The organism is Spelaeicoccus albus (assembly GCF_013409065.1).
In the GTDB taxonomy this organism is placed as follows: Bacteria; Actinomycetota; Actinomycetes; order Actinomycetales; family Brevibacteriaceae; genus Spelaeicoccus; species Spelaeicoccus albus.
Genome location: NZ_JACBZP010000001.1, coordinates 3,591,791 through 3,610,383, shown reverse-complemented (window position 1 = coordinate 3,610,383; position 18,593 = coordinate 3,591,791). Strand labels below are relative to the sequence as shown.

The following is an 18,593-nucleotide window of genomic DNA, read 5'->3' as shown; positions in this document are numbered from 1 at the left end:
AGCTGCGAGCCGTACTTCTGGCTCGAGGGGAAGGACAGATGATGCATCGTCGGATCGTAACGAGACTTGCAATTGGACTACTGGCGATCGTTCCGGTCGCGCTCTCCGGCTGCTCGGCCGGCGGGTCGGGCGGCGAGTCGGGGCCGAACACGCTGCAGACCATTGAAAAGCGGGGGACGCTGCGGGTGGCCGTACTTCCGGATTTCCCGCCGACCAGCGTGAAGAAGCCGAGCGGGAAAATCGTCGGCTACGCCCCGGACATCGCCAAAGAGCTGGCGAAAGCACTTGGCGTCAAGCTCAAGATGGTGCCGGTCAACGGTGATGAGCGCTTGTCCGTGATGAAATCCAAGCGGGCAGACGTCAATATTTCCGCATACACCGCCACCAACGAACGTGCGAAAAAGGTCGCCTTCACCATTCCGTACAAATCTCAGGGCGCCGGAGTGCTGTTCCGGAAGGACGATCCCATCACGAGCGTGAAGGATCTGGCCGGCAAAAAGGTAGCAGTTGCCCGCGGCAGTACAAACGACACGATCATCACCGACGACTTTCCCAAGGCGAAGCCGGTACGGTTCGACAGCATTGCTCACGTGTTGCAGGCGCTGAAATCCAATAAAGTGGATGCGGCAATGGAGACGTACTATGTGACGCACCAAAACGCGAAGAAGAACAGCGCGCTGAAGGCGTTGGACGTCCCGCCGATCAAACCCGATCTTATTTCAATGGGCGTGTTGCCCGATCAACAGCAATGGCTGAATTATCTGGACAACTTCATCCGCAATTTGATCAGCCAGGGCGATGCCCAAAAACTGCATAAGAAATGGTTTGACGAAGACCTGTCGCCGCTTGTCAAAAACTACGGCTAGGAATCCATGGGTGAAGCGCTCACGTATCTTCCCGAGCTGATCGGCGCCCTGGGAAGCAGCGTCCTCGTCACCGCACTGGGCTTCGTCGTCGGGGGCCTTCTCGGCATACCGCTTGCCATTGCCAAGGCCGGGAACGTCCCCGTCGTCGGGTGGCTCAGCCGCGGATTCATCGAACTCTTCCGCAACACGCCGCTGTTGGTGCAGCTCTATCTGTTTTATTTCGGGCTGGGGCAGTTGGGTCTCAACGTCAACCCCTTCTTCTCGACGTTCATCGGATTGAGTTTGAACAATGCCGCCTATACGGCCGAGATCTTTCGTGCCGGATTCGAGTCCGTGCCGACCGGGCAACGCGAGGCAAGCGCCGCGCTGGGCATGACCTCGGTGCAAACCTTCATCTACGTGGTGTTCAAGCCTGCGCTGCGCAACGTGCTGCCGGCGTTGACCAATCAGTTGATCATCCTGTTCCTGTTCTCGTCGGTCGCCTCCATCATTTCGTATCAGGAACTGACCAACGCGTTGCGCAACATAGTCTCGACAACCGAGCTGACGCTGCCGCTCTTCGCGATCGGCGCGGCGCTGTATTACGTCGTGTCAGCCATCGCGGCCCTGGCATCCCGAGCGACGGAACGTTTTGCGTTCCGCTGGTAAGGACTCACTATGACCTGGATTTCCGATGTTCCGGCATGGACCGCCCAATATCTGCCGGCACTGCTGCGCGGACTGGGATACACGGTCATCGCCGTCGTGATCTCCGGTATCGTCGGCAGCCTCGTCGGCATGGTGCTGGGGCTGGCCGCCACCAGCCCGCTTCCGCCGGCACGCTGGATCAGCAATATTTACACCAGCATCATTCGCGGGATCCCGCCGTTGATCATCCTGTTCTTCATGTTCTTCGCGTTGCCGATCCTTTTCCCATTGCTGACGTTCTCACCGGCATTCACTGCAATACTCGGCCTGAGCATTTACGCCGCCGCATATGTGGGGGAGATATTTCGCGGCAGTATCAATGCAATACCGCAGGGCCAGAGCGAAGCCGCTGAAGCGCTCGGAATGGGATACTTCGTCAAATTTCGCTACGTCATAGTGCCGCAGGCAATGCGGATCGTCCTGCCGTCGGGAATGGGATTTCTCATTTCCTTGGTCAAAGCGTCCGCTCTCGCGTCCGCTATTCAATACGCAGAGCTCACCAAGGAGGCAAACATTATCAGCACGATCAATAATCAGCCGCTCGTAGTATTTCTCGTTGCCGCCGCGCTCTATTTCGTGATTTCCTACCCGATGGCGTTATTGGGTCGCTGGTGGGAGAGGAAGTTGGCATGAGCGAGGATAGCGCCCGCAGGCATGTGCCGGAATCACCGGCCGACGGCCCGGTGGTCATAGTTGAAAACCTGCACAAGAGTTTCGGCTCCAATGAAGTCTTGACGGACATCGACCTCGAAGTCGCCGCCAACGAGGTGCTGTGCATCATCGGCCCGTCCGGCTCGGGCAAGAGCACGCTGTTGCGGTGTTTGAACAGGTTGGAGACCGTGACGTCGGGGACGCTTACGGTACTGGGATACGACCTCGGGCACTCGAGGACGGACATGAACGCCGTCCGCAAACGCGTGGGAATGGTCTTTCAAGGGTTCAACGTGTTCCCGCACCTGAAAGTGCTGGAGAACTTGGCGCTCGCCCCGCGCAAGGTGAGCAAGATCAGTAAGCGCGCGGCCCGTGAACGCGCTGTTGAGCTGCTGCGGAAAGTGGGATTACCGGACAAGGCCGACTCCTATCCGCGCGAGCTGTCGGGCGGCCAGCAGCAGCGGGTCGCCATTGCCCGCGCACTTGCCATGCAGCCGCAGCTCATGCTCTTTGACGAGCCGACGTCCGCTCTCGATCCGGAAACGATCGGCGAGGTGTTGAACGTGATGAAGGATCTCGCCAATGAGGGCATGACCATGGTGATAGTGACCCACGAGATCGGGTTTGCCCGAGAAGTGGCCGACCGCGTCGTTTTCATGGACGAGGGCAAGATTGTCGAACAGGGAGATCCGAAAGACGTCCTGGAACACCCCAGCCACGACCGGACGAAAGCATTCTTGAGCAGAATCACGCAGCATTGACCGCCGGCTACCGGAGGAACTGCGGCCCGGCAAGGAGACCGCCTTCGACCGGCAGGTTGATGCCCGTGATCCATGACGCGTCGTCCGAGGCCAGGAAGGCAACGGCAGCGGCGATGTCGTCGGGCCTGCCGACCCTGCCCATCGGGTAGAGACGCCGCATGCGTTCAAGGTCCGCCGCGCCGTCCGCGCCCCGGCGATCCCACACCCCGGTATGGATGGTCCCGGGCGAGACGGCGTTGAACCGGATGCCCCGCGGCAGCTCCGCCGGCCCGTCCCGGGACGGATCTTCCGTCGCCGGTTCGGCGCGCGCAGCCAGCCGGACGGGGGAGTAGCGCACGGCAAGATTGGCCATCAAATTAATGATGCCGGCCTTGGCGGTCGAGTACGCCTCGCCGCTGATCGCCGACATCCCGTTGACCGACGCGATGGCCACGACCGCCGCATGATCGGACCGAAGCAGATGCGGGAGCGTCGCCTGCACGCATCGAACTGCTCCGTACAACGTCGGATCGGTCTGGGCGGCCCACGTGTCGTCGGTGATGTCCTCGAACGGACCGCCGTAATCGATGCCGACGTTGTTGACGAGGATGTCGATGCCACCGAATCGGGTGACGGCCGTGGCGACGGCCCGATCGACCGATGCTCTGTCGCACACGTCGGCCTCGACACCGATCACGCTGGCCGCGGCCGCGTCCGCGTCCGCGGCAAGCTCGCGGGCGGTCGCTTCGGCCGCCTGGGCATCGATGTCGGTAACGGCGACCGATCCGCCCTCATCGATCAGCCGGCGGGCGATCGCCTTGCCGATCCCGTCAGCTGCCCCCGTCACGAAGGCCGTTCGTCCGGTGAATCTCTGCATTGTCACTCCTTGTGGGCATAACGACGGGCCAGCTCCGTCACACGTTCCAGCGCCGCATCGAACTCCTGCTTGCCGCGTTCGGCCTCGGCGGCAAGCGCCGGCACTCGGCCGGCAAGTGTGCGGCTGATGGTGACGGCGTCGACGTCCATGCCCAGCGCTTCGCCCAGGATGATTTTCAGCGCGGGAGTGGCGTGATCCCAATCGGCGGTCGGCGTGCCGACGTCGTACACGGCCCCGCGACTCGTGATGATGAGAGCGGGTTTACCGGCCATGGGCTGCACTTCGACATCGAACGGCGCCGTCACGGCCGGTACGTGGATGTGGTCGATCCATGCCTTGAGCGTCGACGGCATCGAGTAGTTGTAGAGTCCCAGACCGATGACGAGCGCATCGGCCGCCGTCAGCTCGTCGATGAGCTCGTTCTGCAACGTGACGGCGTCGGCAGGAGGATTCGCATCGTCCGGGCGCAAACGCTCGGGCCAGTGCAGCGCGGCGTCGGCCAGGTGCGGCAGTTGGCGCCGGTGCAGGTCGCGGTACCGGACCGTGTGATCGGCCCCGGCGGCACGCCACTCTTCGGCAAATCGTGCGCTCAAGGTGCGCGAGCGGGAATTGGTCAGATCGGCGGAGGAATCCAGGTGCAGCAATGTGGGCATGCCGTCAGACTATAGTGCCGGTTACGACAGCACATCCTTCGTCGTGAATCGGGCATAGGCCAGTGCGCCGAACATGGCGATGTACCCCAGCTGCAACAGCGAATTCGCGCCAAACGCATCCCACGAGATCGGCGACCGCAACAGACCGGCGAACTCCAGCCAATAGTGCGAAAAGAGCCATGGATGCAGCCACGACAACTGCGGCAGCGAATCCAGCACCTGCGAGACGACTGCCAGTACTATCGTGGCCGCCATCGCGCCAACAGGCACGTCGGTCAAGGTCGAAATGAACAGCCCGATGGCGGTCATGCCGAGCAACGACACGCAGACGAAAGCCGCCACCAGCAGCAACCTGCCCAACGACTGCGCCACCGAAATCGTCTCGCCCGACAACAACGGCACCGGCCCGACCGGGAACAGGATGAGCCCGATGACGGTTCCGGCCACGACGACGGCCAACACCGCGCTGAGGCAGAATACCGCGGCACCGATGTATTTGACGCCGAGCAGGCGCACACGGCCGGCCGGGGCCACCAATAAGTAGCGGAGCGTGCCGGCCCCGGCTTCGCCGGCGATCGTGTCCCCGGCGACCACGCCGACCGTCAGCGGCAGGAAGAGCGGTATCGACACGACAAGGGCGGTCAACCCGACGAACAGCCCGTTGTCGGTGATCTGCGACAGGAACTGCGGGCCGCGCCCGGCCGGCGGCCCGGACGACGTCACGCGCACGACCACGCCGATCAGTACCGGAATCAACGCCAGCGCGGCAAGCATTGCCCACGTGCGGCGCCGCCGAAAAACGAACCCGATCTCGCTGGCCACGAGAGCCCGGCCGCCGTGCCGGGCCGCTGCCGGCCGGGCGTCGCCGGTCGTGAACGGATCATCCGGCGACATTGAATCCCTCACCGGTCAACTCGACGAACCTGTCCTCGAGGCTTTCGCTGCGGACCTCGAAACCACGCACCCGCACGCCGGCCTCCACCAATGACGCAACTATCGTTTCCGGCGCCACGTCGGCGGAGACGGCCGCCGTGACCGATCCGCCGAAATCCGCGAAATCGCCGGGCCCGCCGGATGCTCCGGACGGCGCGACCTCAAGCCCGAGCGATGCGAGCACCCGGCGTGCCGGCGCGTCGTCCGGCGTCTCGAGGCGTATCCGCGCGGTGCCGGCCTGCCGGAGTTCGTCGAGAGTGCCTTGCGCAACGAGACGGCCCGAACTCATGATTGCGGCGTGCGTGCACATCTGCTCGATTTCGGCCAGCAAATGGCTCGACACGAAAACAGTGGTTCCCTCACCGGCCAGCGAACGGATCAACGAGCGCACCTCGCGGGTTCCCTGCGGATCCAGGCCGTTCGTAGGCTCGTCGAGCACCAGCAGATTGTGCGCATCACCCAAGGCGTGAGCAATGCCGAGGCGCTGTTTCATCCCGAGCGAATACGCGTGCACCTTCTTCGATGCGGCGTGGGAGAGGCCGACGCGGTCGATCGCCGCACCAATGCGCGCATTGCGCGTGGACCGGACGGCAAAACTGTCGGCCGAGTCGAGCCGGCGCAAATTCGCCGTCCCGGAAAGGAACGGATAGAACGCCGGGCCTTCGACGAGAGCGCCAACGCGGGGGAGTACCCGGTGCAGGCCGCGCGGAACCTCGTGGCCGAGCACGTCGATCTCGCCGTCGGAGGCTTCGATCAGCCCGAGCAGCATGCGAATAGTTGTCGTCTTGCCGGAGCCGTTCGGCCCGAGAAAGCCGAATACACTGCCGCGCGGCACCGACAGGTCGATCCGGTCGACCGCCGCACGGCCTCCGAAGCGCTTGCTCAGCCCGCGGGTCCGGATGGCGAGGTCGGACGGCGCGGCGTTCACTGAGCGGCGGCCGCTTGCAATGCGCTTGCCGGCACGGCGCCGGCCAAGACCCGGCCATCGTTCGTCAGCAGCACATTCACGAGGGACGAACTGAACAGCCGGCCTCCGTCGACCTTCTTCGTCAGCGCGGACAGGGACGCGGCCTGCGACGCCTTTGCGTTCGTGGCGCCCGGGCTCTTGCCGGGCAGATTTCCGGCTGGAATCTCCACAATCGATGTCCAGCCGTGCCCGATCGTTGTCGCCTCGTCGTGCTTTGTCGCCCGTTCGTGCGAGTGGTTCTTGAGACGCTTGGTCCGGACCTTGGTGCCCTCCGGCGGGGTGAAATTGAAGCGGCCGGCAGCCGGTGCTTGGAGCTTCAACGACGTGAACGCCGTCTTAACGGCGGGCGTCTCGTTCCCGCGCGCCGTGACTGCCACGCTCAACGCCATCCCGGTCTTCGCATCGACTGCGATGGAGACCGAACCGATCAAGGTCTTCGATGTGCGCGGCGTCAACACGAGATCGTAAGCCGAGCGCCCGGCGACCGTGGTGTCGTTGCCCAGTTGCACCCTTGTCGTGGGGGACACGTTTGCCAGGAACTTCTTTGCCGACTTCTCCGGCGATGAAGGGCTCGCAGCGTGCTTGCCGGACGGCTGCTGCGCTGCCGGCAGGGTGACGCGCGTGGCGGCCTGCTTGGCGGAGTCGTACGCCCAGACCGTGCGGCCGTTGCGCACCACATCGCGTTCGGCCAGTTTGTCGAGCACTTGGACGCGTGACTTCCGGGGCCCGCCGACGTACACGCGCGCTTGGTGGGTGCCGGTGGCCAGATCCAACGCCTCGGAAAGCCGTGAGTGGGAGCCTTGGTCGCTTTGCGGCAGGGACGGGAGCCCAAGATTCGACGTTTGGGTGAATTGGCCGGAAAACGGCTGTGGCTGCGCCTTTTGGGCAAGCGTGAGCACTTGTTCGGGAGTCTTCGCCGGCAAGTTCTCATCGGGCGAGGCATGCGCCGCCAACGTGCCGCCGGCGATCACCATCGGAACCACGGCGACCGGCAGCCATTTCAAAATTTTCCTGTTCATGGACAATCCCCCGATACCCGGCGCTTCTTGCCGGCCAGTCTACGCGTCGTGTCTGGCAATCCGCTGGTCGTTTTTGTGCGCTCCGTACCAGCGCGATTGTTGATCCATCAGGTCGGCTGCCGTCGTCTCACGATCGACGCCGTACACAGTGCCGGGGAAGTCGAGACCCTGCTGGATCGACCAGATCTCGTCGTGTCTGTCGGGCGGAAGAATCCGCGCCGGACTGCCGACCGCTATCCAACCGATCGGGACGACAGAACCCTCGGCGACCGATGTATTGGCATGGACTACGCCATGAATGCGCACCTCGACGTTCGGGGCAAGAACGGAACCGGGGAACAGCGAGCTTCCGGTGGCCAGGAAGCACCCCTCGGCGACCGAGGCGCCGTTGATATGGGCGTGCGGGCCGACCAAGACGTTGTCGGCGATGTCGACCGGATGCTCCGAGCGGCCACGGACGAGCGCATTTTCCATGACGACGCAGTGACTGCCGATCCGTACGCGTCCGTCCTCGGCGCTGACGACGGCGCCGAAGAGGATCCGAGACTCGGCACCGATCTGCACGTCTCCGCACAGCACTGCCGTTGGGGCGACGTACGCGGTCGGGTGCACGACCGGCCGTCGTCCTCGGTGTTCGTAGGTCGGCATGATGGAAACCGATTATAGTCGTCGACTACGCGAGCAATTCGCGCACCAATGGGATGACGCGTGTGCCGTAGAGCTCGATGCTCGTCATCAGCTGATCGTGCGGCATTGGCCCGTTTGCGTATTTCAGGTCAAAACGGTCGAGGCCGAGAGTGGTGACAGTCGCCGCAATGCGCCGTGCCACGGTCTCGGGCGATCCGACGTATTGCGAGCCGTGCTCGGCTTCGGATTCGAATCCGGCGCGGGTCGCCGGCGGCCAGCCGCGCTCGGCGCCGATCCGATCCTGCATCGTCTTATAGTGCGGCCACAGTTCTTCGCGAGCCTGCTCATCAGTTTCGGCAATGTGTCCGGGCGAATGGGCGCCGAGCGGCATGGCCGGGACGCCGAGCTCGTTTTGAGCACGGTGATAGAGATCGACGTACGGAGCGAACCGCGTCGGGTCGCCGCCGATGATTGCCAACATCATCGGAATCCGATACTTGACGGACCGGATGACCGATTCCGGGCTGCCGCCCACCCCAATCCAGGCGCGCAGCCTGCCGGACTCCGTTTTCGGGTACAACTCCTGACCACTCAGCGGCGCTCGCATGGTGCCCGACCAGGTGACGGGTTTTTCTTCGAGCAACTGCGAGAACAAATCGAGTTTTTCGTTGAACAGTGTCTCGTAGTCCCCGAGGTCGTAGCCGAACAGCGGGAACGACTCAATGAACGAGCCGCGGCCGATGATGACCTCGGCACGGCCGGAAGACACGGCGTCCAGCGTCGAAAATCGTTCGAACACGCGCACCGGATCATCCGAGCTGAGCACGGTGACGGCGGAGCCGAGGCGGATCCGCGACGTCCGGCCCGCAATGGCGGCCAGCACGACGTCCGGCGCGCTCACAGTCAGATCGGGGCGGTGATGCTCGCCGACGCCGATGAAATCGACGCCGACCCGATCGGCCAGCGCAGCCTGCTCGACGACGTCCCGGATGACCGCGGCGCCGGGAAGCAGCTCGCCGTCCGGCCCCGTATACGCATCACCGAATGTGTCGAGGCCGAGCTCGATGGAAGTGGGACTCGATGTCTCGGACATGGGTTCCTTTCACGTGCCGAAGCTGCGGATGTTCATGCAAACGTATTTAAATCTGTAACGGCTGCGTTCTACGGCTAATTCCCGCCGCCACCGAGGGCGGCGAGAAGGCCCGCGGAACGATAGAGTGATCCCCGAACGGTAATGCCGATGCATCACCTTGCCAGCTACCGGGCGTTCGAGCGTCGACGTCCCGGCACACCGAAGGAGAACGCGAAGCACGATGGCTCAGACCGCAAAGTCGAAAAAATCGGGGTTCCGGGAGTCCCCGTGGTTCAAGCTGGTGTGGATAGTCCCTCTCGTGATCGTCGTATTGGCTGCGGCGTCAATTGCATCCCGGTGGTATCTCGGCTCGGACGCCGGCCACAGCTTCCTTGAAAACTATCCGGGCAAATCGGAATTACCCGCCGATTCGCCGGAGGGCTTCGCCGGGTTCATTCAATGGCAGCACGCGTTGAACATCTTCTTCATCGTGTTGCTCATCCGGTCCGGATGGCTGGTGCATTCACAGACGAAGCCCGAGGCTTTCTGGACCCGTAACAACAAGGGGCGGTTCAAAACCAAGGGTTCGCCGACCAAGATGAGCTTGTATTTGTGGTTGCATCTGTCGGTCGATTTCCTGTGGGTGCTCAACGGCGTCGTCTTTATCGTGTTGCTCTTCATCTCGGGATCCTGGCTCCGCGTCGTGCCGATCCATTGGGACATCATCCCGAACGCATGGTCCGCCGGACTTCAGTACTTGTCGTTCAACTGGCCGGTCGAGACGGCGTGGACCAACTACAACGCTCTGCAAGTGCTTGCGTACTTCGTCACGATCTTCATCGCCGCGCCGTTGGCCGCCGTCACCGGAATCCGGATGTCGCCCGTGTGGTCACCGACGTGGAAGATCAACCGGGTCTACCCGGCGGCCCTGGCCCGCGCCATCCACCTGCCGGTGATGTTCTACTACGTCGTGTTCATCGTCATCCACGTATTCCTGGTATTCACGACCGGCATGCGGCACAACCTCAACTACATGTTCAGCAATCAGCCGGAAGGCAGCTTGAGCTGGTGGGGATTCGCACTGTTCGTCGTGACCTTGATAGTCGTCATTGCCGGCTGGATCGCGGCAAGGCCGATCTTCATGCGTTCCCTGGCGGAGCTGACCGGCAAGGTCACTCGCCGATAGGCCCGGCGGACCCGCGCGGCGCTTGCGGTGCATGAGCAATGCGGTGCATGAGAACTATTGCCAAGACGAAGAACGCCACTGCTCCGAATGCGGCAGAGACGGCGTGCGCGAGTTCCCAGGCCGCTCGATAATCGGTCCAGTCCGGCGGAAGAGTGGCGGTGGTCCACGTGGCGATCTTGGCATTCGCCGGCCGATTGCCGATCCAGTACGCGGCGAGCGTTCCGAGAAAACACAGCGCGGCAACAAGCGGTGCAGCGGCACCGACGACGTGACGCGTTCTCTTGATGGATGCCGTCAGGGCCGTGGCGGTCAGGATGCCGCTTGTGATCAGGCCGACGACTTCCGCCGCAGCGCCGACTATGGCGAACCCGCCGTAAAACGTGTGCTGCACAGCCAGCCACTGCGACCCGGACAGCCCGAGGCTCCCCGGAGCAGCCAGCACGTGCGACAGCGTGAGGCCGAAGATCAGCGCCGCACACGTGAGGGCGATCAGGTACAGCAGTCGATTGAGTCGTGACATGGCAATGCCCCAATGAGTAGGTGCGGCAAATAGCTCCGACGAAATTGGCCGCTCGTTATCCGGTTTTGTACTTCGGCTGTCGGCTACTTTGATTGCCGGCTCGTTTGGTTGCCGGCTACGTGGTCCGTCGTCCACGGAGGAAGTAGACGATGGGCAGTATCCCGGCGGAATTGGCCAGAGTCAGTACCAGCGCCCATGCCGCTTTCGAGCCTCGAATGTCGGTTCGGGGCCGCTGTGCGAGATCGATTAAGGCGGCGACCTTCAGGCCTGCCTCGAAGGAGCCGGCCAGCGTGAGTGTTTGACGGACGCGAGGATCCAGGTCGCCCCAGCGCTTCGATTCCATCACTTCACTATGCGCGGCATTTTGAATTCGCACAATCGATTTCCGCCATCAACCGACGAGTCGAAGCCTGCGCGCCGCTTATCTGGTGTATTGGAAGCCCCGGCGTCACTGGAGAATGAACTCGCCGCCGGCGTCGACAGCGAGCTCGGCGCCAAACGCGCCCGCCGGCGTGTATGCACCGGTCGGTGCCTGTCCATCGGCCAAACGCGCGGCGACCAGAGCCGTGACAGTCGCGGTGAAGTCCATAGCCTCGCCGGCTTGCAGCCAGCATTCGCGTCGAACGCCGTCCGGCCATTCCGCAACGGCGTGGCCCCACGAATGCGGCCGCGGACGCGGTTTGGCGCTCAAGCGCACGCCCGCGAGCCGCTTTGCCAGAATGCGGCGGACGGCCCCGATCTTCAACAGGACGCCGGCGACCGGCAGTACGGCGCGAAAAGCCGGCGAAGTGGGTATGAGGGCTGAAGTCGCGACGACATCCGGCGCTCTGCTGACCAGGTGAGCGGCCACCAATTCGCCGGACGGCGATCCGGCACACGGAACTGTCGAGCCGTCCGGAGCCGTGACCCGCAGGGCGGGCGAGCCGAGCCGGGTCGCCACAACCCTGCCGTCCCGGTACTGCCTGCCGCCGGTGGTGAAAACGTCGATGATGGACGCCGCGAACGCCGGCCCCAGCAGCCCGGCTTCGGTGTCCACGGAACCCAGTGCGTCGACGCGCACGGATTTCGGCGTGGTGCGGCCCTCGCACAGCTTTGCCACGGCCGCTTCCGTGCCGAGGACGCCGAACCCCGCGCCCGTGACCAACGTGCTGTCCGCCGCTACGGCCTCGTCGTGGAGGTCGAGCAACGCCGGCAACGACGTCAGGTCGTTTGCGAGATCCACGTAGTGGCCTCCCGGCATGCATGCGCGGGCAATTGGCGCCCCCGAATCCGCATACGAGCCCAAAGTGTTCACCACCACCGCCGGTCGTTGTGCCCGAATCAGATCCGCAATGCTCGCGGGGGAGTCGGAAACCACCACGCGGGCCGGCCGCGCCAACGAGGTGCTGACGTCGTCCAGTCGCCCGCGATGACGGCCGACAAGCACGATCGGGACGTTGCTTTCGGCGTCCAGAATTCTCGCGACAGCGCGCCCGATCCGGCCGGTACCGCCGAGGATCCAAAGTTCGCGTGTGGTCATCAGTTCCCTTTCGACGGGTGGGTGTCCTCAGTGGCCCAACTCTCCAAGTGATGACACTCTGTGTTATCACTACGATACCACGACTGTGACACTGTGTGTCATCACCAAGTAGGGTGTAGGTATGGCACGGTGGGATCCGGGCGCGGAGGAGCGTCTGAAGGCAGCAGCAATTGCGCTATGCCTCGAGCACGGGTACGACGCCGTCACCGTCACGCAAATCGCGGAGCGCGCCGGCCTGACCCGGCGGTCGTTCTTCCGATATTTTCCCGATAAGCGAGAAGTGTTCTTCGGCGGCTCCGACCGTCTACCGCCGGCGTTGACGGAGGCCGTGGCGTCGGCCGACGGCTCGCTCGACCTCCTGCAAGCGGTCACGATCGCGCTTGTCGAGGTCGGCGAAGCATTGCTCCGCGAGGTGGAGGGCGCCAAGGATCGCAGCGTCGTGATTGCCGGCAGCCGGGAGCTCCAAGAACGAGAGCGCACCAAGATGGCCGATGTGGCACGCGCGGCCACTGAGGGGCTTCGGCAACGCGGTGCGGACGACGCGACGGCGCGGCTGCTCGGCCGGGTCGCCGTCGCCGTTTTCGAAACCGCTTTCGCGCAAAGCATCGAGGACGACGATCCGGCCGGCTCGATCGCGGCGCACGTGAACGCCGAGTTCAGCCGGTTGGCGAAGCTCATCGACGGCTAAAACACTCGACTGCCGCGATGGAATTACTCGAATTGCGGTCCATGAAATAGGAACCAATCGAATAGCTGACAAACGGGTGTATATTCCGTACAAGTGCTCGCCGCCAGCCGAGCCACGGTTGCGTGAAGGAGCGCCCCATGCCTCAGAGCGGGCTTGGTATCGAATCGTGGCCGCACGTTGTCGCAGCGCGCCTCTTGGATCAAAGCGTCGACCTCGCCTGCGTGGCCGGATTCGACGGCTGCTTCCGCGAGGCCACCGGTGATTGGGCGGCGCTGGTCGGCTGGAGCACCGATGATCTGCTCTCACGGCCGCTCATCGACTTCGTTCACGAAGACGATGCGGCAGAGACGCGGGCGCAATTCGGGGCCCTTCGCGGAAGCACCGCGGTCGCCCATTTTCACAATCGATTCCTCGCCGCCGACGGGTCGATCCGGTGGCTGCTCTGGACGGCCGTCGGGTTACCGGACGAGCAAGTCTTTCGCGCCGTCGTCCGCGATCTGACCGCTCGGCACGAAGCCGAGGCGCACGTGCTCGAAAGTGAGCGACGTTACCTCGACCTCATTGAATCGGCCCACGACATCGTGCAGAGCATCTTGCCCGATGGGCACTTCGAATTCGTCAATCGCGCCTGGCACGATCACCTCGGTTATACGCCCGAGGAGTTGCCGGGCCTGACCTTGTTCGACATCGTCGACGAGATCGATCATGACCACTGCACGCGAATCATCGGCCAGATCATGAGTGGCGAGTCTTTCGATCGGGTTGAGGTCACGTTCGTCGCCAAGGACGGCCGCAAGTTTCCCGTCGAGGGGAACGCGACAGGACGGTTCCACGACGGAGAATTCGTCGCCACTCATACGTTCTTCCGGGACGTGAGCGACCGCAAGCACGCGGAAGCATTGCAGGCGGCCTATCAACGGCAGCTGGAGGACGAGGTCGCCGAACGTTCGGCGGCCCTGATCCAAAGCGAGAAGCTGGCGACCCTCGGGCGGCTGAGCGCGGGCATGGCACACGAATTGAACAACCCGGCAGCCGCAGCCCGCCGCGGGGCCGCGCTCCTCGAAGACGCATTCTCGAATACCTGCTCGGCTCTTCTCACCCTGGCTCACGCGGCCCAAACCGTCGACGAGGCGGCGCGATTGGCCGAGCTGATCGACCGCGCCGCAGTCGAGTCGAACGATGTCGAACGGCTCGATCCGCTCACTCGCGGCGACCGCGAAGAGGAAATCGAGGACTGGCTGAACTCGCACGGACTCGGTGATTCGTGGGATGCGGCAGGCTCTCTCGTCGACCTGGGGATGGACGCCGGGGAGCTCGATGTGCTCGCCGACACCTTTGAGCCCGCTCATCTCGGCACCGCGATCACCGCGCTGTCCGAAGCGCGCAACGCGTATGGACTCATTGCCCAGATCGGCCACGGATCGGCACGAATCTCGCAGATCGTGTCCGCGCTCAAGGACTACAGCTACATGGACCGCGCCGCAGTGCAGGACGTCGACATCCACTCGGGATTGGACGGCACGCTCGTGATGCTCCAGTCCAAGCTGGGGCAAGGCATTGAGGTCACCCGCGACTACGGCAGCGATGTGCCGCGCATCGAAACTCTGGGCAGCGAATTGAATCAGGTGTGGACGAACCTCATCGATAACGCAGCCGACGCCATGGACGGCTCGGGCCGCCTGACCATCCGGACACGGGCCGCCGACGGCGGTGTCGCCGTCGAAATCGAGGACGACGGCCCCGGAATCCCCTCCGAAGCGCAGGGCAAGGTGTTCGACCCGTTCTTCACGACGAAGCCACCGGGGAAGGGCACCGGGCTGGGCCTGAACATCGTCTTCAACATGATCCGCGGCACCGGCGGCAGCGTCGACGTGCAATCGACGCCCGGGCACACGGTATTCCGGATCTGGCTTCCGCCGCGGCGTCCGGCCGGGAGCGACTCATGACTGACATGCCTCCGACCGCGCCGCGCCCCGTCATCCTTGCCGTCGACGACGACCCGGCCGTGCTCAGTGCCGTGCGGGGCGACTTGCGCGGTCGTTACGGACGCCGCTATCGGGTGCTGACGGCGTCCGGCGGTACGGAAGCGATCGACACGCTCGGCAAGTTGAAGCTGCGCGACGATCCTGTCGCAATAGTCGTCTCCGACCAGCGCATGCCCGAGGTCGCGGGGACGGAGGTCCTGGCCGCTGCGCTGGAGCTCTTCCCGGACGTGCGCACAGTACTCCTCACCGCCTACGCCGACACCGAGGTCGCCATCGGGTCGATCAACGATCTGCACTTGGACTACTACATCCTCAAGCCCTGGGAACCGCCGGAGGAGCGCCTTTTCCCCGTCATCGACGACTTGCTCGAGGATTGGCACGCGCACAACCAGCCGACCTATGCCGTGACCCGGGTCGTCGGTAGCCGCTGGTCGGCTCGCACGCACGAGATTCGCGACTTCTTGCAGCGCAATCAGATCCCCATGCAGTGGTTCGACATCGACGTCAGCCAGGAGGGCAGGAAGCTCTCGGAAGCCGCCGGCGACGACGGGCTTCCGCTCGTCATTACGCCGGACGGCGTCTCGTTGCGTTCGCCGGACGTCGCCGCCTTGGCTGCCGCGCTGGGTCTCAAGACCCGCGCGGACGCCGAATCGTTCGACCTGGCGATAGTCGGAGCCGGACCGGCAGGACTTGCCGCTGCGGTGTACGGAGCCAGCGAGGGACTGCGGACCGTTTGCCTCGAACAACTCGTTCCGGGCGGACAAGCCGGCCAGTCCTCGCGTATCGAGAACTATCTGGGCTTTCCGAACGGCATTTCCGGAAGCGATTTGGCCCGCCGGGCAGTGACGCAGGCGCGCCGCTTCCACGTCGACGTGCTGGCACCGACCACCGCCGTGGGGCTCGACCTGGCCGGCCCCTACCCGAGGCTCGAACTGGCGGACGGTTCCGCCATCAACTGCGGGTCCGTCATCTTGGCGTGCGGCGTCGCCTACCGCACCCTCGACGTGCCGGGCAGTGCCGAGTTCGAGGGGCGCGGCGTCTTCTACGGGGCCTCACTGAGCGAACGCGACACGGTGACCGGTGAGGACATTGTCGTGGTGGGCGGGGCGAACTCGGCCGGACAGGCGGCCGTGTACTTTTCCGACTACGCCCGCTCCGTGACCGTCCTGTGCCGAGCCGGCGAGCTCGGAGCAAAGATGTCCAGCTACTTGGTCGACCAGATCGCTGAGCGCTCGAACATCGCGGTGCGCTGCGGGACGTCGGTCGATTCGGTCGGGGGCACCGAACGGCTTGAAACCGTCACGATTCGAGATGCCGCGACGGGAGGCACCGAGGAACTGACCACCTCGGGGATCTTCGTGTTCGTCGGGGCATCCCCGCGCACCGACTGGCTGCCTCCGCAAATAGCGCGGGACAAGCGTGGATTCATTCTCACCGGACCCGCCCTCGGTGACCGGCGCCACCGCACCGCGGACGGCGACAGGGACCCGTTCCTGTACGAAACGAGCGCTCCCGGCGTGTTTGCCGTCGGCGACGTGCGGACCAGCTCGATCAAGCGGGTGGCATCGGCAGTCGGCGAGGGATCGGTCGCCGTGCAGCTGGTGCACCAGGTCTTGCGCAGCTAGGGGCGGCCAGTTGCGCGAAACCTACGGAATCGGACGAGTCGAAGCGTTTTCGGACGGCGTCATCGCCGTTGCCATCACACTGCTCGTCCTGGACTTGCGGGTTCCGCAGTCCGCCGACGGCGGCAGCCTTGCCGGCCGGCTCGCCGCGCTGTGGCCGAATTACCTGGCGTATGTCATCTCGTTCCTGGCTATCGGCATCATGTGGATCAACCACCATGCCGCGCTGCGGCGGTTGAAAGCGGTGGATCACGCAGTGCTCGTGGTCAACTTGCTGCTTTTGCTGTGCATCGTTGCTTTGCCGTTCACCACGTCCTTGTTCGCGTCGTATTTGACCGCCAAGAACGGCGGCCAGCTGGCGGCAGTCATCTATGCGGGGTCATTCTTCGTGACGTCGTTCGTCTTCGTCGCGATGCAGTGGCTCATCGTGGTGCGCCGGAGGTCGCTCTTGCACGACCCGCCAGGGCGTCGGCGGCAACGGGCGATCCTGCTCCGCGGTGCCATCGCCTGCCCCGTGTACGTCGTCGCGGCTCTTCTCGGTTTGGCGACGCCGTACCTGACGCTCGCGGTCTGCATTGCCTTGGGATTGTTCTACCTGCTTCCGATACGGTCAACGGAGTAACCGCACGACGAAAACCGGCCGGTAGGAGCACCCGTCATGATCAACGTCCCCATCACAGTCGAATTGATCCGCGGTGCTGCCGAGATCGAAGCGACCGAGCGAGGCTTGCGGCCGCACCGCCTGCCGGCGTGGGCGCGGCGGCAGTGTCCGGACCCGCAGCTGATGATGGTGGAAAGCCAGCCGTCCGGCGTCCGGCTGGCATTCACGACCGCGGCCCGGAATGTAGAAGTCGTCACGCATCCGTACCGCGTGGGGTTCCGAGGCGCCGTCCGGCCACGCGGCTGCGTCGACCTCGTCGTCGACGACGAGCTGATCGCCGGCGATCGGCTCAGCGGCGGCGACCTGGCCGAAACGGATCTGCAGTCGGGATCAACGGTGTTCCACGAAGGGCCGTCGCACACTTCCGTGTTCTCGGGGCTCCGCGACGGTGAGAAGAACGTTGAGATCTGGCTGCCGCATAACGAATCGGTCGAACTGGTCGAATTGCGCACGGATGCGCCGGTTGCTCCCACCCAGACCGGCCGCCCCGTGTGGCTGCACCACGGGAGCTCGATCAGTCAGGGGTCCAACGCGACGAGCCCCACGCGTATTTGGCCGGCCGTCGCGGCGCGGTCGGCCGGAGTCGAGCTGATGAATCTCGGCCTTGGCGGAAGCGCGCTGGTCGACCAATTTGCCGCCCGCGTCATGCGGGACACCCCCGCGGACTTCATCAGCGTGAAACTCGGTATCAACGTGGTGAACTTCGACGGGATGCGCCCACGAACCTTTGAATCCGCCGTACACGGATTTCTGGACACGATCCGCGACGGACACGAGGCCACGCCGCTCATGCTGATCTCGCCGATATTTTGCGGCATCCATGAAGACACCCCGGGTCCGTGCGCCGTCGACCCGTCAACATTCGCCACCGGTCAGGTCGCATACACGGCGACGGGGGAGCAGGACGACGTCGGGCGGCTCACGCTTCGGATCATCCGCGACGCCATGAAAGCGGTGGCCGGGAGCCGAGCCGACGACCCGAACCTTCACTATTTCGACGGGCTCGAGCTTTACGGTGAGGCCGATGCCGCCGAGCACCCGTTGCCGGACGCACTCCATCCCGATACGGACACCCACCACATGATCGGCCGGCGCTTTGTCGAGCGCGCGTTTAGGGAAGGCGGGCCGTTCGGCAGACCCACGGTCTAACTTGACCGCAGCACCTTGGCAAGCGGCTTGCCGCGGGCGAGCTTGTCGAGATACCGAATCTTGCGCATGAGCGGGTCTTCCACTCCCATGAGCCATCGGATCGCTTCATCCAGTTCATCGACGGTTCGACCCTTGTTGGGGCCGACTGACAAATTGTGGATTGGATATCAG

General features: G+C 64.1%; 21 protein-coding genes. 10 read left to right on the top strand and 11 right to left on the bottom strand.

The genetic code is table 11. From position 1 onward, the window contains the following. The first annotated feature begins 38 nt into the window (after positions 1 to 38). Genes BJY26_RS16725 through BJY26_RS16710 form a run of 4 tightly spaced genes read left to right on the top strand, consistent with a single transcriptional unit; the run spans position 39 to position 2,965 of the window. Complete coding sequence (locus BJY26_RS16725; RefSeq protein WP_179429324.1) at positions 39 to 866, top strand: substrate-binding periplasmic protein; 828 nt, start codon at positions 39 to 41, stop codon at positions 864 to 866. 6 nt (positions 867 to 872) lie between these two features. After that, on the top strand, positions 873 to 1,514 hold the full coding sequence (locus BJY26_RS16720; protein ID WP_179429323.1) for an amino acid ABC transporter permease: 642 nt from the start codon (positions 873 to 875) through the stop codon (positions 1,512 to 1,514). A gap of 9 nt (positions 1,515 to 1,523) precedes the next feature. Next, entirely contained in the window at positions 1,524 to 2,186 is a 663-nt protein-coding gene (locus BJY26_RS16715) for an amino acid ABC transporter permease (protein ID WP_179429322.1), read from the top strand. Continuing rightward, entirely contained in the window at positions 2,183 to 2,965 is a 783-nt protein-coding gene (locus BJY26_RS16710) for an amino acid ABC transporter ATP-binding protein (protein ID WP_218852476.1), read from the top strand. The genes BJY26_RS16715 and BJY26_RS16710 overlap by 4 nt, the downstream gene beginning before the upstream one ends. A 7-nt stretch (positions 2,966 to 2,972) precedes the next feature. On the opposite strand, the gene BJY26_RS16705 is transcribed toward BJY26_RS16710, so the two are convergent. The 7 genes from BJY26_RS16705 to BJY26_RS16675 are packed head-to-tail and all read right to left on the bottom strand — an operon-like array spanning position 2,973 to position 9,113. Continuing rightward, the gene (locus BJY26_RS16705; RefSeq protein ID WP_179429321.1) at positions 2,973 to 3,821 is read right to left on the bottom strand and encodes an SDR family NAD(P)-dependent oxidoreductase; all 849 of its coding nucleotides are present in this window, start codon (positions 3,819 to 3,821) and stop codon (positions 2,973 to 2,975) included. A gap of 2 nt (positions 3,822 to 3,823) precedes the next feature. Continuing rightward, positions 3,824 to 4,474 (bottom strand): FMN-dependent NADH-azoreductase, encoded by a 651-nt coding sequence (locus BJY26_RS16700; protein WP_179429320.1) that lies wholly within the window; start codon positions 4,472 to 4,474, stop codon positions 3,824 to 3,826. A gap of 21 nt (positions 4,475 to 4,495) precedes the next feature. Continuing rightward, positions 4,496 to 5,368: an ABC transporter permease gene (locus BJY26_RS16695; RefSeq protein ID WP_179429319.1), complete on the bottom strand. Its 873-nt coding sequence runs from the start codon at positions 5,366 to 5,368 to the stop codon at positions 4,496 to 4,498. Continuing rightward, positions 5,355 to 6,335, bottom strand: coding sequence for an ABC transporter ATP-binding protein (locus BJY26_RS16690; RefSeq protein ID WP_237249150.1), 981 nt, complete (start codon positions 6,333 to 6,335; stop codon positions 5,355 to 5,357). The genes BJY26_RS16695 and BJY26_RS16690 overlap by 14 nt, the downstream gene beginning before the upstream one ends. Continuing rightward, complete coding sequence (locus tag BJY26_RS16685; RefSeq protein ID WP_179429317.1) at positions 6,332 to 7,393, bottom strand: LolA family protein; 1,062 nt, start codon at positions 7,391 to 7,393, stop codon at positions 6,332 to 6,334. Before BJY26_RS16685 ends, BJY26_RS16690 begins: the two co-directional genes overlap by 4 nt. 39 nt (positions 7,394 to 7,432) lie before the next feature. Beyond that, positions 7,433 to 8,041 carry a gamma carbonic anhydrase family protein gene (locus BJY26_RS16680; protein WP_179429315.1) on the bottom strand — a complete coding sequence of 203 codons (609 nt, stop codon included), beginning with the start codon at positions 8,039 to 8,041 and terminating at the stop codon, positions 7,433 to 7,435. A gap of 25 nt (positions 8,042 to 8,066) precedes the next feature. Next, a complete protein-coding gene (locus tag BJY26_RS16675; protein ID WP_179429313.1) occupies positions 8,067 to 9,113 on the bottom strand; it encodes an LLM class flavin-dependent oxidoreductase in 1,047 nt (348 codons plus the stop codon). Positions 9,114 to 9,333: 220 nt separating this feature from the next. Between BJY26_RS16675 and BJY26_RS16670 the strand changes: the two genes are divergently transcribed. After that, the gene (locus tag BJY26_RS16670) at positions 9,334 to 10,278 is read left to right on the top strand and encodes a cytochrome b/b6 domain-containing protein (protein WP_179429311.1); all 945 of its coding nucleotides are present in this window, start codon (positions 9,334 to 9,336) and stop codon (positions 10,276 to 10,278) included. Here BJY26_RS16670 and BJY26_RS16665 read toward each other — a convergent pair. From BJY26_RS16665 to BJY26_RS16655, 3 genes are all read right to left on the bottom strand, one after another. Beyond that, positions 10,265 to 10,798, bottom strand: coding sequence for a hypothetical protein (locus tag BJY26_RS16665; RefSeq protein ID WP_179429309.1), 534 nt, complete (start codon positions 10,796 to 10,798; stop codon positions 10,265 to 10,267). The two genes, BJY26_RS16670 and BJY26_RS16665, sit on opposite strands and share 14 nt — an antisense overlap. Positions 10,799 to 10,913: 115 nt before the next feature. Continuing rightward, positions 10,914 to 11,141: a DUF5652 family protein gene (locus tag BJY26_RS16660; RefSeq protein WP_179429307.1), complete on the bottom strand. Its 228-nt coding sequence runs from the start codon at positions 11,139 to 11,141 to the stop codon at positions 10,914 to 10,916. 105 nt (positions 11,142 to 11,246) lie between these two features. Next, a complete protein-coding gene (locus BJY26_RS16655; RefSeq protein ID WP_179429306.1) occupies positions 11,247 to 12,317 on the bottom strand; it encodes a saccharopine dehydrogenase NADP-binding domain-containing protein in 1,071 nt (356 codons plus the stop codon). A 121-nt stretch (positions 12,318 to 12,438) separates the two neighbouring features. Between BJY26_RS16655 and BJY26_RS16650 the strand changes: the two genes are divergently transcribed. The 5 genes from BJY26_RS16650 (at position 12,439) to BJY26_RS16630 (ending at position 18,422) form a co-directional block, all read left to right on the top strand. Beyond that, positions 12,439 to 13,005 carry a TetR family transcriptional regulator gene (locus tag BJY26_RS16650; RefSeq protein WP_179429304.1) on the top strand — a complete coding sequence of 189 codons (567 nt, stop codon included), beginning with the start codon at positions 12,439 to 12,441 and terminating at the stop codon, positions 13,003 to 13,005. A gap of 137 nt (positions 13,006 to 13,142) precedes the next feature. Then, positions 13,143 to 14,951 (top strand): PAS domain S-box protein, encoded by a 1,809-nt coding sequence (locus BJY26_RS16645; protein WP_179429302.1) that lies wholly within the window; start codon positions 13,143 to 13,145, stop codon positions 14,949 to 14,951. Beyond that, entirely contained in the window at positions 14,948 to 16,615 is a 1,668-nt protein-coding gene (locus BJY26_RS16640) for an NAD(P)/FAD-dependent oxidoreductase (RefSeq protein ID WP_218852475.1), read from the top strand. The genes BJY26_RS16645 and BJY26_RS16640 overlap by 4 nt, the downstream gene beginning before the upstream one ends. A gap of 10 nt (positions 16,616 to 16,625) precedes the next feature. Beyond that, entirely contained in the window at positions 16,626 to 17,234 is a 609-nt protein-coding gene (locus BJY26_RS16635; protein ID WP_179429300.1) for a TMEM175 family protein, read from the top strand. Between the two features lie 36 nt (positions 17,235 to 17,270). Continuing rightward, entirely contained in the window at positions 17,271 to 18,422 is a 1,152-nt protein-coding gene (locus BJY26_RS16630) for a GDSL-type esterase/lipase family protein (protein ID WP_179429298.1), read from the top strand. Here BJY26_RS16630 and BJY26_RS16625 read toward each other — a convergent pair. Beyond that, positions 18,419 to 18,574 carry a DUF2200 family protein gene (locus tag BJY26_RS16625; protein ID WP_218852474.1) on the bottom strand — a complete coding sequence of 52 codons (156 nt, stop codon included), beginning with the start codon at positions 18,572 to 18,574 and terminating at the stop codon, positions 18,419 to 18,421. The genes BJY26_RS16630 and BJY26_RS16625 overlap by 4 nt on opposite strands. Between the last annotated feature and the right edge of the window lie 19 nt (positions 18,575 to 18,593).